Consider the following 13,427-nt stretch of genomic DNA (forward strand, 5'->3'; position numbering starts at 1 on the left):
GGTAGAGTCCGAATGAGGGTGTGATTGTGACAAGGCCAAAGGAAATCTCCAAGCATGAGTCCGAATGAGGGTGTGATTGTGACAAGGAAAGAGCAGAAACTCCAAGCTCGAGTCCGAATGATAGCAAGATTCTAACAAGACCAGATAAAAACTCCATTATTATGTCAAAATGAGTGAATGTAATTTTCTATAGGATGGGTTAAACTGTAGAAAATGAACATATTATAATTTTTTAAAACTGAAAGTGAACTTTTAAATGACTTCATACGTATTATTAGTGAAAAATAAAAAACAACCAAATTTTCTCGGGGGAGAATTCAATGCATGGATGAAAAGGAACTAATTCGCAGTGCAAAGCGTGGTGACTCACTCGCGTTTGCGATGCTTTTTAAAGAGCATTATCCTTTTTTAGTTAAGTATTTAATAAAAGTTACAATGAAACCTGATATTGCTGAAGACATCGCACAAGAGGCAATGATGAAAAGTATGGAAAAAATCAAAATGTATAACGGTAAAGCAAAATTCTCCTCATGGCTCATAACAATTGCGACGAACCTATACATAGACCATATCCGTAAAAAGAAACGCGAACAAAATTATCAGCAACAGGAGCAAGCATTACGCAAAATGAAGTGGCAATTCGATAACCAATCTGAGGATTGGAATGATGTTCTTAATGCACTAGGAAGGCTTTCTGATGAAATCCGTATTCCAATTGTTCTCAAACATTATTATGGGTATTCGTATGAAGAAATCGCTGATATGCTTCATATCGCCATTGGTACTGTTAAATCAAGAATACATAATGGAATTCATACAGTGAGAAAGGAGTTGAGACCTAATGAAGAAAAACAAGCTAGCCCTATTAAAAAACGAACAACGACTTGAAGACGATCAGGAAACGATTCAAGATATAAATGAAGCTCTCAATAAAATAGATAATCATTACTCGGTTTTCACTCCGGACCTACAAGTATTTGAACAAATGGTTGCAGTTGAACAACAAAAACAAAAGAAGAAATTTAGAAGAGATTTAACCGCATTTATATTGGTTGCTTTATTCTTGATGACATGTCTAATATCTGCATTCTTCCAGCTACCGTTAGTATTTATCATCATTCAAGGCATTGCAACTATTAGCTTGCCAGTATATAGCTTCTTTCGTTATCGAAAACGGGTGATTGTCCATGAATACGAATAATACCCTGCTTTTATTTGTAGTTGTGATTATCGTACTTATTCAAGGTTTGTGGCTATTTTTAGATGCAAGAAAGAGGGGCCATAATTATTGGTTTTGGGGGATATGGGGATTAATCCAAACGCCACTACCACTTATTTTTTATCTCATTTTTGCAAGGAAAATTTATCGACGTAAAGCAGGTAGGGAATGATGAGGAATATAGCAAAATATATTGTATTAATGATAGCCATTGTTGGACAAATCGTAGGAATTGTATTTTTGTTCATTGATATTTCAAAGGCGCTGACGTTCTATGCCTTTTACATGGTTGCCATTATTCTATTATTTGCCTTATTAGTATGGGAACGAAAACGTGAGAAAGAGGAGGATGACGAAAATGATTATCGTGACTACTGATTTTGTACCAGGCAAAGAAGTAAAAGAACTAAAAGGGTTTGTAAGAGGGGGGACTGTTCAGTCAAAGCATATTGGAAAAGACATAATGGCAGGATTAAAAACAATCGTTGGAGGAGAAATCTCCGACTATACTGAAATGCTGGAAGAAGCTCGCCAAAAAGCAATTGGTCGATTGGTGGAAGATGCAAAAGCAAAAGGAGCAAATGCGGTAATCGGGCTGCGATTACAAACCTCAGCTGTTATGCAAAATGCATCTGAAATTATCGCATATGGAACAGCAGTTTATGTAGAGTGACAAGTAAACCTAAAAAAAGCCTTGATAATTATTACCAACATGATATGATTGGAAATAAGAAAATTGCATAAATAATTGTAATTCCACTAGGGGTGCCTTTAAAAAAGGTAAATGTATGGATGGGTTTATACCTTTTAATCGTTTACTGTAAGGCTGAGATTGAGGATTGATTTATCATAACCTTGAGACCCTTAGAACCTGATCTGGTTGATACCAGCGTAGGGAAGTGGGTAGACGGGTCTCTTTATTTTTATTTGTCTAAATCCAAACCACTTTCTTTACGTTGTTAAAGAAGGTGGTTTTTTATTTTGCAAACAACAGTAAAGGGAGGAAAAATGAAAATGTTATTTTCAGAAGAAATACGTCAAGAGGCAAACCATATTTGGGAGGCAAGCTTTGATCATCCATTTGTCAAAGGGATTGGAGACGGTTCATTACCAATTAAGTGTTTCCGCTACTATGTCATGCAGGATGCCTATTACTTAACTCATTTTGCAAAAGTGCAGTCTTTAGGTGCAGCAAAGGCAGAGGACTTACATACGACAAACCGGCTTGCTATTCATGCTCAAGGAACTTACGAGGCCGAACTAGCGCTGCATAAAAGTTTTTCGGAAAGACTTGGGATTACGGAAGAAGAAAGAAAAAACTTTAAACCCGCACCGACAGCATATGCATATACATCACACTTGTATAGAGCCGCTTATTCTGGTCATTTGGGTGATATAATTGCTGCTTTATTACCTTGTTATTGGCTATATTATGAAATTGGTGAAAGACTTAAAGATTGCAAACCAGAAGAGCCGATTTACCAGGAGTGGATTGCGGCGTATGGTGGGGACTGGTTTAAAGAACTAGTTGAAGAACAGATTGATAGAGTAAATGAATTAGCAGAAAAAGCTACACAAGAGGATCGTGATCGCATGAAGGAACATTTTATGATTAGCAGTCAATATGAGTACTCCTTTTGGGAAATGGCGTACCAATTAGAGAACTGGCCAGTTCAACCAAAACTGTCTGTATAAACAAAGAGAAGAGAAGAGGAGAGGTATTAATGAGCAAAGGATTAAAACTAACTGATATTTTGGTTACAATCGTAATCGCCATTGCATTCGGAATAGTTTATATTGTTTGGGGTTCTTTATATTATGTTGTAAAGCCAATTGGGCTACATGCTGATCAGTTAATCTATGGAATGTGGTTTATTGCGGCGACTGTTGCGTATCTTGTGATTCGTAAACCTGGTGTTGCATTATTAGCAGAAATTGCAGCTGCCTCAGGTGAATTTATTTTAGGCTCTCCATGGGGCCTAACCGTTCTGCTGTACGGTGTTGTACAGGGGTTGTTTGCTGAAGCAGTGTTTATGCTTTTTCGATATAAGAAATATAATGTTGCTGTGGTCGTCTTGGCAGCTCTAGCTTCTTGTCTAGGATCGGTAATAATGGATTTTGCATATGGGGAAATAGGTGACTTAACTGCATGGAATCTCACTTTGTTCCTTGTTGCTAGATTCGTAGGTTCTATTCTTTTTGCAGGTATATTTGCTTATTATCTAGTAAGTGCCTTGGAAATGACAGGAGTAACAAAACTTGTTCGCCCACTATCCAACAGTGATTTTGATGCACTAGATCAAAAATAAAAGGGGTAGAATATGGAATCAATTGCCTTTGTAGAAAACCTTCGTTTAACATTTCCTGGGGATAAGGCCTTGCTTTTTAAGGACTTATCTTGCCATATTAAAAAAGGAGAGAAGATATTAATTCTCGGACCTTCAGGATGTGGGAAATCGACACTCCTTCAAGTATTAAGCGGGATTATTCCAAACTCAATCGAATTACCAATGAAGGTAAATAAATTACAGATTCCCGAACAATGGGGCTATGTTTTTCAGGATCCTGATTCACAGTTTTGCATGCCTTTTGTTGATGAAGAACTTGCATTTGTCTTAGAAAATCTACAAATTCCTAGGGACCAAATGGACGAACGGATAAAAAGCCTTTTAGAGCAAGTTGGATTAGATTTAGAAGATATCCACACAAACATTCAAACTTTGTCTGGAGGCATGAAACAACGTTTAGCCATAGCATCTGTCTTGGCATTAGAGCCAGATGTATTATTTTTAGATGAGCCTTCATCCATGCTTGATCCGGAGGGGACAAAGGAAATTTGGGAAGTTATCAGAAATGTTGTGGAGGATAAAACAGTAGTTATCGTAGAGCACAAACTGGACCATGTCCTTCCAATTGTTGATCGAATCATCCTTTTCAATGAAGCTGGAGAAATCATTGCTGATGGTTCAAAATCTGAAATTTTCTCAAGTTATAATACGCTCATCAAAGAGCAAGGTATTTGGTATCCAGGGGTCTGGGATCAATTTGTTCAAGACTTTAAATGGATGGAATATGTAAATAAAGAAGGTTTTAATCATCCATCTATTCGCCTTGAGGAATTTAGGGGATATAGACAGAAAAAGGAAAAGATATATGTTAACGATGTTCAAGTTCATGAAGGAGAGTGGATTGTGGTCAAGGGGAGAAATGGTGCTGGTAAAAGTACCTTGCTTCACTCCCTAATGCAATTCATTCAAACAAAAGGTCACTATTCATTATTTGGAGAAGTAGTTACAACTTCAAAAAAGCTCGATCAACTCATGACCTTTGTTTTTCAAAACCCTGAGCTTCAATTTGTAACAAACTCTGTTTATGAAGAAATTGCGTATTCATTAAGAATTGATAAACGAAATGAACGAGAAATATCTGAGACCGTAGAGGAACTACTTCGAATCTTTCACCTCATAGAGCATCAAAACAAACATCCTTACCAGTTATCTATGGGACAAAAAAGAAGATTAAGTGTAGCAGCCTCGATTGTAAGAGGTCAGCAAATACTTCTACTAGATGAGCCTACATTTGGACTTGACTCAAAAAATACGTTTGCACTTCTTACTTTACTAGAAAATTATAGACACAAGAACAAGACGATCATTATGGTTACTCATGATGAAAAAATTGAAGAGTATTTTGCGACTAGAAGTTGGACCATTGAAAATGGGAGATTAATAAAAGATCAATTGTTAAATCAGGCAAATGTAAACCTTAGCCTCGTGCAAGTGTAGTAAGGGAAAGGAATTTACTCATGGAAATTTTAAGTAAAGATACATGGCTACATCGAATAAATCCAAGTATTAAGCTGTTCGTGCTAGTCAGTTTATGTATTGCAGTATTATTCATTGATACTATTCATCTATTCATTCATATCTCATTGGTCGTTTTTATCTTATTTTTTGGATTCACAGGACATTCATTTAAACGAATCATTCTATATACTTTACCATTTTTGCTTATTTTTCTCTCAACCTCATCATCTATGATTCTATTTGGTAAAGGAGAGACGGTACTTTTTAAGTGGGGACTCATTACAATATCAGAGGAAAGTATTTATAAAGGACTAGTTGTTGGTTTTAGAGGAATTATATTTGCGGGTCTAGGCTTAACGTTCGCTTTAACTACACGGCCCGTGTTTCTTTTTTATTCCTTGATGCAGCAACTAAAGTTGCCGCCTAAATATGCATATAGCTTTATGGCTGGATTACGGTTAATTCCTATTATGATGGAGGAGTTCCAAACAATTCAAAATGCATTGCGCGTTCGTGGGATTGAACACCAAAAAGGGATTCGCTCTATCTTTTTTAAACTGAAAGCATATTCGATTCCGTTATTATCACAAAGTATTAGGCGGGCACATCGGATTGCAGTTGCAATGGAGGCAAAACGCTTTTCGAACCATAGAAATCGTACCTTTTACTATGAACTAACTCTTTCAAAGTATGATTTGATTTTTATTCTTTATTTCGTGATTATGTTAAGTCTTGGCTATTATCTCTCCAGTCCATTATTCTTAATGTAGAAGTCCCGTTACTTCATGGAAAAGAACTAGATGTGTTACGATAACTTCAAGCTAAAAATAAAATTATTTTGGGATTTACAGGAGTTTAAAGGAAGGAATGATATGGGGTGACTGAACGCTATTCTCGTCAAGAGTTATTTACTCCAATTGGATTGGAAGGACAAAAGAAAATCAGAAGTAAGCATGTGTTAATTGTAGGTGCTGGTGCACTTGGTACGGGCAGCGCTGAGGGACTGGTTCGTGCAGGTATAGGAAAGTTAACAATCGTGGACCGGGACTATGTAGAATGGACAAATTTACAAAGACAGCAATTATATAGTGAAGAAGATGCAGCCAATCGTTTACCAAAAGCAGTTGCGGCAAAACAACGATTAGAAAAAATAAATTCGGAGGTCGATATCCGGGCTCATGTCATGGATGTTTCCATTCAAGAGATTGAAAATATCATTGATCATGTTGATTTAATAATTGATGCGACCGACAATTTTGACATAAGAATGCTCTTAAATGATGCTTCACAAAAATATAAGATTCCTTGGATTTACGGGGCATGCGTAGGGAGCTATGGGATTAGTTATGCAATCCTTCCAGGTCAAACACCATGTCTGCATTGCCTCTTAGAAACTGTACCGATGGGAGGACTAACATGTGATACGGTGGGGATCATCAGCCCAGCTGTACAGATGGTGGTAGCCTATCAGGTAACCGAAGCCCTTAAATTATTAGTTGAGGATTACGATGCATTACGCAGTAAATTAGTTTCATTTGATTTATGGAAAAATCAACATACCGCAATTAAGGTTGATCGTGTGAAAAAGGAAAGCTGTCTTTCCTGTGGAAAAAATCCAACCTATCCTTTTTTATCCTATGAAAATCAAACGAAGTCAGCTGTTTTATGTGGAAGGGATTCTGTTCAAATACGACCTAGTGAAAAAATCGAAAGGGATTTACATTCTCTTGCCGAACTTTTATCCGCCCAAGGAGGCAAAGTCGAAAGAAACCCATACTTACTATCATTTCAAAAAGGTCAAAACCGAATGGTTATTTTCAAAGATGGACGTGTTCTCATTCATGGAACAAAGGATCTATTAGAAGCTAAAAGCCTTTACCATCGATATTTGGGATAATTTCGAATTGAGAAACTTGTCGAAAAACTAGTGATTGACAATAACATGTCCACGGTGGTAATCTAACAAAGTATTAAGACTACTATAAAATGGAAGGGAGGGTAACGAAATGAAAAAGCTAAATATTTTTCCAATTAACTTTATACAATTCGTGACCCTTCCAATTGTAAATATAGTTTGATAATCCACGATTATCAAAATTAAGTATTACACAAAGGATACACAGGTCACGCTATGAGGACTTGTGTTTTTATGTGCTTTTTAGGGCATATCGCGCTTGCGCCGGTATGCCCTTTTTGCGCCTTTTTGGGTACAACAACTACAAGGTTGTTTACTATAAAAATACAATAAGAATAAGTGTTCAAAAGGAGGATGAAGAGGACCAAGAATTTCAAGGCGACGCAGCTTTGAGTACCGGAGCGTATGCAGTTAATACGTGAGGAACGGAAAAGCAAGACAACGCAGAAATTCGAAGCGTCATATTCACCGCACTTTTTGAACAACAACTAAGGGAGGAAGTTGAAATGAATGTGATTATTGCATTTAAATATGTCGGAGATCCAGAAAGCGGATAGAACAGTGGAACGTGAAGGGAGAGGACAACTATGTTTTCAGTTTTAGGAAAATTAAGATGGTTTTTTAAACAATATTGGAAAAGATACACCGTTGCAATTTTATTGCTAACAATAGTAGGTATTTTAGAAATCATACCACCTAAGATTATTGGTCTTGCGATTGATGAAATTCATATCGGAACACTAACCTCCGAAAAAATAGTCCAATATCTATTATTTTTAGTAGCTTTAGCTCTTGTTATTTATGGAATCACCTATATTTGGATGTATCAATTATTTGGCGGTGCCTATCTTGTCGAAAGAATCTATAGAGGACGATTTATGAGGCATTTGCTAATCATGAAGCCCAGTTTCTATGAGAAAAATCGAACCGGTGACTTGATGGCTCGTGCAACGAACGACTTAAAATCTGTTTCTCAAACAGCCGGGTTTGGGATCTTAACTTTAGTGGATTCCAGTATTTTTATGCTGACAATTCTTCTTACGATGGGATTTTTAATAAGCTGGAAGCTAACATTTGCTGCACTGATTCCACTTCCGATTATGGCGATCATTATGAATATTTACGGAAAGAAAATTCATCAACGGTTTATGGAAGCTCAGGACTCGTTTGGAACCTTAAATGACCAAGTACTCGAATCGATTGCTGGAATTCGTGTAATTCGTGCATATGTTCAAGAAAAAGCAGATGAACAACGTTTCAGTCATTTGACTGAAGATGTTTTTCAAAAAAATATTAAGGTAGCAAAAATTGATGCTTTGTTTGATCCAACAATGAAGATATTAGTGGGATTAAGTTATTTAATTGGCCTTGGATATGGGGCCTATCTCGTGTTTCATAATGTAATTACCCTTGGGGAACTTGTTTCTTTCAACGTATATCTTGGAATGATGATTTGGCCGATGTTAGCAATCGGTGAACTCATCAACATCATGCAGCGGGGAAATGCATCACTCGACCGTGTGAATGATACACTGGCCTATCAGCCAGATGTTGCTAATCACAAAAATACAATAGAAGTTAAGTTGCCTGAACAAATCGAATATCGTCAAGTGACTTTTCAATACCCTACATCAACAGTGAAAAATCTTGAAGATGTTACTCTTACATTAAATAAGGGGGGCACATTAGGGGTTGTAGGTAAAACAGGAAGCGGTAAGACAACACTTGTTAAGCAGTTGCTTCGTGAATATCCTGTTGGCAAAGGCGAACTTATGATTTCCGGGACACCAATTGACCGCATTCCAATGGAGACACTTCACGGTTGGATTGGCTATGTACCACAGGACCATATTTTATTTTCGCGATCAGTTCGTGAGAATATCTTATTTGGCAATAAGGATGCAACAAATGCTGAGCTTGAAAAGGCGATCGAACTTGCAGCGTTTACCAAAGATTTAACAATGCTACCCGAAGGTTTACAGACTCTTGTTGGTGAAAAAGGGGTAGCGTTATCAGGTGGGCAAAAGCAAAGAATCTCAATAGCACGTGCATTACTCATTAATCCGGAAATTCTAATTTTAGATGATTCATTATCAGCGGTTGATGCGAAAACAGAAACAAAAATCATCGAGAATATTCAAAAAGAGCGTGCTGGAAAAACAACTATTATTACGACTCACCGATTATCAGCCGTAGAGCACGCGGATTGGATTGTTGTGTTAGAGGATGGTCGAATAATTGAAGAGGGAACACACCTACAGCTATTAGCCATGAACGGATGGTACAAAGAACAATTTGACCGACAACAGGTAGAAAAATTAACAGAAAGTGGGGTGACAGCATGAACGTAGGAAAACGTCTCGTATCTTATGCACTCCTTTATAAGAAAATGATTATTTCAGCGCTATTTATGCTGTCGCTCGCAGTAGCAGCTGAATTAACGGGTCCATTCATTGCAAAGACGATGATTGATGACCATATTTTAGGAATCGAGAATAAATGGTATGTAACGACTGAAAATACCGAAGCTGTAGAATACAACAACACCTGGTATAAACGTTCTGATAATTTTTCAGAGGGTGAGGATAAGGGGGAAGAATCCCGTATTTTACAGGTTGGCCGTTCTTATTATTTTGTGGATAGGGCAATCGAATTTGATGGGGAACGAACAGTAAAAAACGGGAATCTTGAAATTACAAGAAATGGTGAAACACTCGTATACCCTGCATCAAAATTATCCGTTGATGAGTTGCTCGCTTTTTATCGACCTGAGATTCCAAAGCTCATTAAATTAATAGTGGCCTATTTTGGTCTCTTAGTAGTTGCATCCATTTTTCACTTTGGGCAACGCTTGTTATTACAGACATCCTCAAATCGCATTATTCAAAAGATGCGCCAGGATGTATTTGCGCAAATTCAGCGGTTACCGATACAGTATTTTGATAATTTGCCAGCTGGTAAAGTGGTTTCAAGAATCACGAATGATACGGAGGCAATCCGAGAACTGTATGTAACAGTTTTAGCTAATTTTTTCTCAAGTATTATTTACATCACGGGGATATTTATCGCGTTATTTTTATTAGAGGTAAAGCTTGCTCTAATCTGCTTAATCCTTGTTCCAATCTTAGTTATTTGGATTAAGGTCTACCGAAAATATGCTTCAAAGTACAATCATAAGATTCGCTCACTTTTAAGTGAAATCAATGGAATGATCAATGAGTCTATTCAAGGGATGAGTATTATCCAGGCCTTTAAAAGGCAGGAAGAATCCCGAAAGGAATTTGAAGAGCTTAATGAGAAACATTTTTCTTATCAAAATAAGCTGCTAAGCTTAAATGCTTTAACATCATTTAATCTTGTTGGGGTTCTCCGAAATGTCTCATTCGTTGCATTAATCTGGTATTTTGGAGGAGCATCCTTGTCAGCAAACAGCGTTATTTCTTTAGGTGTTTTATATGCTTTTGTTGATTATTTGAACCGACTCTTTCAGCCAATTACTGGAATGGTCAACCAATTGGCGATTTTAGAACAATCATTGGTAGCGGGTGAACGAGTCTTTACGCTTCTTGACATAGAAGGTGTCGATGTGAATGAGGAGAAGATACCTCGCTACAAAGGAAATGTTGAGTTTAATCATGTTAACTTTGGTTACAAAGAAGGGGAATATGTTTTAAAAGATATTTCATTTGAAGCAAAGCAAGGAGAGACAATAGCGCTTGTAGGTCATACGGGTTCTGGAAAGAGCTCAATCATGAATTTACTGTTCCGTTTTTATGATATAAAGGAAGGTCAAATATTGATTGACGGGAAAAATATAAATGATATTCCAAAACAGCAACTGCGTAAGCACATGGGAATTGTGTTGCAGGATCCTTACCTCTTTACTGGGACGATTGCAACGAATGTGAGTCTAGATGACCCTTCAATATCAAGAGAAAAGCTTGAAAAGGCATTGAAGGATGTTGGGGCAGACCAACTGCTGAAAAGCTTGCCTAAAGGATATGATGAGCCCGTGATCGAGAAAGGAAGTACATTGTCATCAGGACAAAGGCAGCTTATTTCCTTCGCGCGAGCACTTGCCTTCGATCCTGCCATTCTCATTCTTGATGAAGCAACGGCCAGTATTGATACAGAAACAGAGGCAATTATTCAAGATGCGTTAGAGGTATTAAAGAAGGGACGAACAACCTTCATTATTGCTCATCGCTTGTCGACTATAAAAAATGCGGATCAAATTCTTGTTCTTGACCGAGGACAAATCGTCGAGCAAGGAAACCATGACGAACTGATGCAAAGGAAAGGGAAGTACTATCAAATGTATCAGCTGCAGCAAGGTAAGAATTCAATCGCAGGCTAAGAAAAAGGAGTCAGAAAATGTTCATTCCTTTGACAAAAATCCGCCATAAAATTAGCCTGATTTTTCCACATTAGATGATACTATAAAATCATCTAAAGATAATGGGGGAGTCAATGTGGAAGAATTATCAATTACATTTAATATTGCTGCAGCACTAGTTTTAGTTTTCTTTATCGGTGCAATATTGATCGAATCATAAAAAAATCCACGATTATCGTGGATTTTTTTAGTCTGGTGTATTTACCATAATGCCTGCTACTTGTTGAAGTCTAGCATAGAAGGCCTCTGCTACCTCACCAGTAAGCTCCGTTTCCTCGAATGCCTCTTTCATGCAACGTAGCCAAGCTTTTGCACGAGTTGGTGTAACTTCAAAAGGCATATGACGATGTCTCATGGCTGGAGGACCAAATTCATTACTATATAATGTGGGTCCACCTAGAAACTGAGTTAAGAACATATATTGCTTTCGTTTAATTTCCTCAATATCTCCTTCGAATAAAGGAGCTAAATCTGGATCTGCATATACCTTTGGATAAAATGCATTTACTAAATTATGAATGGCTTCTGCGCCACCAATCTCTTCATATACTGTATTAAGTTTGAAGTCCATACTATCACCCGCCGCTAATTTTTCTTTATAAGTACTATATCAATACTAAAAACAATCTGGTGTGATTTGAATCACAGGTCATAGATAATGATTCCCATATAAAAGAATGTTTGCTATTATAAAAATAACCGGAAGAATTTATATTAACATTTAACAAATACCTTTGTTTTATCTTAAACAAATACAAAGGTAATTACAATTAGGAGTGTGAAAATTACGTGGACGATTTGCCACTGAGTACCATTATTTTGCTACTCATTCTTATCATGTTATCAGCGTTTTTCTCAGCAAGTGAAACAGCTTATTCAAGTGTTAACCGAATAAGACTGAAGAATTATGTGGATGAAAAGCGACGTGGAAGTAAGAAAGCATTTTTTATTACTGAGAACTTTGATAACGCCCTTTCAACAATATTAGTTGGAAATAATATCGTTAATATTGCTGCTGCATCAATAGCCTCAAAAGTAGCAACAGATCTTTTTGGTGGGAATACGGGACTTGTTGTCAGTACATTTGTGATGACATTACTTATATTAATATTCGGGGAGGTTCTTCCAAAGTCATTTGCAAAAGAAAATGCGGAAAGCTTCTCATTAAGAGTCTCCGGTATTTTATTTACATTAATGAAGATTCTGACACCAATTACATATCTTTTTGGACTACTAAAAGCATTGGCAGCTAAGCTCATCAAAAGTAATAATGAGACTCCGTCCTTTACAGAAGAAGAAATTAAAGTAATGGTTGATTTAAGTGAGGAAGAAGGAGTTATTGACAATAAAGAAAAAGAGCTAGTACATCGTTCACTCGACTTTAATGATATTTTAGTGGGAGAAATTTTAACACCACGTATTGACATGGTTGCGGTTGAAGTCAATGATTCGATTGAAAATATTCGAGATATGTTTTTAGAGGAACGCTTTTCACGTGTACCGGTTTATGAGGACAACATTGATAATATTATTGGGATTTTATCAGAACGTGAATTTTTAAGCCTTCTCGTTCAACAAAAGAACATTAATGTCCGTTCAATTATTCGTAAACCATTCTTTGTAGTCGAGTCAATGAAAATCTCAACTCTACTCCCTGAACTTCAAAAAAGTAAAACACATCTAGCAATTGTTGTGGATGAATTTGGTGGAACATCAGGTTTGATTACTCTAGAGGACATTCTAGAGGAAATTGTAGGAGAAATTTGGGATGAACATGATGAAAAGATTAAATATATTACACAAATAGATGAAAATACTTATGAAATAAATGCAGATATGCCACTTGATGATTTTGCTGATATCATTGGAATTAAAGAGCCTGAAAGCTCACACTATTCAGTAGGCGGTTGGATATTTGAATCATTTGAAAAAATTCCAGTTGTCGGAGATACCTTTGATTACATGCATCTCACAATAAAAGTCACAGAGGTTGAAAACCGCCGCATTAGAAAGGCTTTCGTAGAAGTAAACCAACCTATATTAGATATCGAAAATTAAAATATTCAGGGGACGGTTCTCTTGGTTTTCATG

At 36.9% G+C, this 13,427-nt stretch carries 14 protein-coding genes and 1 riboswitch; of the genes, 13 read left to right on the forward strand and 1 reads right to left on the reverse strand.

What is annotated here, in order from left to right; translation table 11 throughout:
• Positions 1–324: 324 nt before the first annotated feature.
• The 12 genes from sigY to CKJ95_RS10410 all read left to right on the forward strand — a co-directional run bounded on the left by sigY (position 325) and on the right by CKJ95_RS10410 (position 11,297).
• Positions 325–888: an RNA polymerase sigma factor SigY gene (gene sigY, locus CKJ95_RS10350; RefSeq protein WP_099353344.1), complete on the forward strand. Its 564-nt coding sequence runs from the start codon at positions 325–327 to the stop codon at positions 886–888.
• Entirely contained in the window at positions 842–1,201 is a 360-nt protein-coding gene (locus CKJ95_RS10355; RefSeq protein ID WP_099353345.1) for a YxlC family protein, read from the forward strand. Before sigY ends, CKJ95_RS10355 begins: the two co-directional genes overlap by 47 nt.
• Positions 1,188–1,391: a sigmaY antisigma factor component gene (locus CKJ95_RS10360; protein ID WP_099353346.1), complete on the forward strand. Its 204-nt coding sequence runs from the start codon at positions 1,188–1,190 to the stop codon at positions 1,389–1,391. Before CKJ95_RS10355 ends, CKJ95_RS10360 begins: the two co-directional genes overlap by 14 nt.
• Entirely contained in the window at positions 1,388–1,597 is a 210-nt protein-coding gene (locus CKJ95_RS10365) for a hypothetical protein (RefSeq protein WP_257215761.1), read from the forward strand. Before CKJ95_RS10360 ends, CKJ95_RS10365 begins: the two co-directional genes overlap by 4 nt.
• Entirely contained in the window at positions 1,578–1,892 is a 315-nt protein-coding gene (locus CKJ95_RS10370; protein ID WP_099353348.1) for a YbjQ family protein, read from the forward strand. The genes CKJ95_RS10365 and CKJ95_RS10370 overlap by 20 nt, the downstream gene beginning before the upstream one ends.
• Positions 1,893–1,970: 78 nt before the next feature.
• Positions 1,971–2,134: riboswitch (TPP riboswitch) on the forward strand.
• A 99-nt stretch (positions 2,135–2,233) separates the two neighbouring features.
• Positions 2,234–2,914 carry a thiaminase II gene (tenA, locus tag CKJ95_RS10375; protein WP_099353477.1) on the forward strand — a complete coding sequence of 227 codons (681 nt, stop codon included), beginning with the start codon at positions 2,234–2,236 and terminating at the stop codon, positions 2,912–2,914.
• 29 nt (positions 2,915–2,943) lie between these two features.
• Positions 2,944–3,528 carry an ECF transporter S component gene (locus CKJ95_RS10380; RefSeq protein ID WP_099353349.1) on the forward strand — a complete coding sequence of 195 codons (585 nt, stop codon included), beginning with the start codon at positions 2,944–2,946 and terminating at the stop codon, positions 3,526–3,528.
• A 12-nt stretch (positions 3,529–3,540) separates the two neighbouring features.
• Positions 3,541–5,004, forward strand: a complete 1,464-nt coding sequence (locus tag CKJ95_RS10385) for an ABC transporter ATP-binding protein (protein ID WP_099353350.1) — start codon at positions 3,541–3,543, stop codon at positions 5,002–5,004.
• A gap of 20 nt (positions 5,005–5,024) precedes the next feature.
• Positions 5,025–5,795: an energy-coupling factor transporter transmembrane component T family protein gene (locus CKJ95_RS10390; RefSeq protein WP_099353351.1), complete on the forward strand. Its 771-nt coding sequence runs from the start codon at positions 5,025–5,027 to the stop codon at positions 5,793–5,795.
• A gap of 107 nt (positions 5,796–5,902) precedes the next feature.
• Positions 5,903–6,922, forward strand: a complete 1,020-nt coding sequence (locus tag CKJ95_RS10395) for a thiazole biosynthesis adenylyltransferase ThiF (protein ID WP_099353352.1) — start codon at positions 5,903–5,905, stop codon at positions 6,920–6,922.
• A gap of 605 nt (positions 6,923–7,527) precedes the next feature.
• Positions 7,528–9,285: an ABC transporter ATP-binding protein gene (locus CKJ95_RS10405; RefSeq protein ID WP_099353354.1), complete on the forward strand. Its 1,758-nt coding sequence runs from the start codon at positions 7,528–7,530 to the stop codon at positions 9,283–9,285.
• On the forward strand, positions 9,282–11,297 hold the full coding sequence (locus CKJ95_RS10410) for an ABC transporter ATP-binding protein (RefSeq protein WP_099353355.1): 2,016 nt from the start codon (positions 9,282–9,284) through the stop codon (positions 11,295–11,297). The genes CKJ95_RS10405 and CKJ95_RS10410 overlap by 4 nt, the downstream gene beginning before the upstream one ends.
• Before the next feature lie 226 nt (positions 11,298–11,523).
• Here the strand turns inward: CKJ95_RS10410 and CKJ95_RS10415 are convergent, their stop codons facing one another.
• Positions 11,524–11,907 carry a globin domain-containing protein gene (locus CKJ95_RS10415; RefSeq protein WP_099353356.1) on the reverse strand — a complete coding sequence of 128 codons (384 nt, stop codon included), beginning with the start codon at positions 11,905–11,907 and terminating at the stop codon, positions 11,524–11,526.
• 218 nt (positions 11,908–12,125) lie between these two features.
• On the opposite strand from CKJ95_RS10415, the gene CKJ95_RS10420 reads away from it, so the two are divergent.
• Entirely contained in the window at positions 12,126–13,394 is a 1,269-nt protein-coding gene (locus CKJ95_RS10420; protein ID WP_099353357.1) for a hemolysin family protein, read from the forward strand.
• The last annotated feature ends 33 nt before the right edge of the window (positions 13,395–13,427 follow it).

This window comes from Fredinandcohnia onubensis (assembly GCF_002734285.1).
GTDB lineage: Bacteria > Bacillota > Bacilli > Bacillales > Bacillaceae_L > Ferdinandcohnia > Ferdinandcohnia onubensis_A.

Bases quoted from the DNA above. Each gene is read 5' to 3' on its own strand.
- CKJ95_RS10355 (WP_099353345.1), top strand. From the start codon at position 842: ATGAAGAAAAACAAGCTAGCCCTATTAAAAAACGAACAACGACTTGAA.
- CKJ95_RS10410 (WP_099353355.1), top strand. From the start codon at position 9,282: ATGAACGTAGGAAAACGTCTCGTATCTTATGCACTCCTTTATAAGAAA.
- CKJ95_RS10360 (WP_099353346.1), top strand. From the start codon at position 1,188: ATGAATACGAATAATACCCTGCTTTTATTTGTAGTTGTGATTATCGTA.
- CKJ95_RS10415 (WP_099353356.1), bottom strand. From the start codon at position 11,907: ATGGACTTCAAACTTAATACAGTATATGAAGAGATTGGTGGCGCAGAA.
- tenA (WP_099353477.1), top strand. From the start codon at position 2,234: ATGTTATTTTCAGAAGAAATACGTCAAGAGGCAAACCATATTTGGGAG.
- CKJ95_RS10365 (WP_257215761.1), top strand. From the start codon at position 1,388: ATGATGAGGAATATAGCAAAATATATTGTATTAATGATAGCCATTGTT.
- CKJ95_RS10390 (WP_099353351.1), top strand. From the start codon at position 5,025: ATGGAAATTTTAAGTAAAGATACATGGCTACATCGAATAAATCCAAGT.
- CKJ95_RS10385 (WP_099353350.1), top strand. From the start codon at position 3,541: ATGGAATCAATTGCCTTTGTAGAAAACCTTCGTTTAACATTTCCTGGG.
- CKJ95_RS10380 (WP_099353349.1), top strand. From the start codon at position 2,944: ATGAGCAAAGGATTAAAACTAACTGATATTTTGGTTACAATCGTAATC.
- CKJ95_RS10405 (WP_099353354.1), top strand. From the start codon at position 7,528: ATGTTTTCAGTTTTAGGAAAATTAAGATGGTTTTTTAAACAATATTGG.
- sigY (WP_099353344.1), top strand. From the start codon at position 325: ATGGATGAAAAGGAACTAATTCGCAGTGCAAAGCGTGGTGACTCACTC.
- CKJ95_RS10370 (WP_099353348.1), top strand. From the start codon at position 1,578: ATGATTATCGTGACTACTGATTTTGTACCAGGCAAAGAAGTAAAAGAA.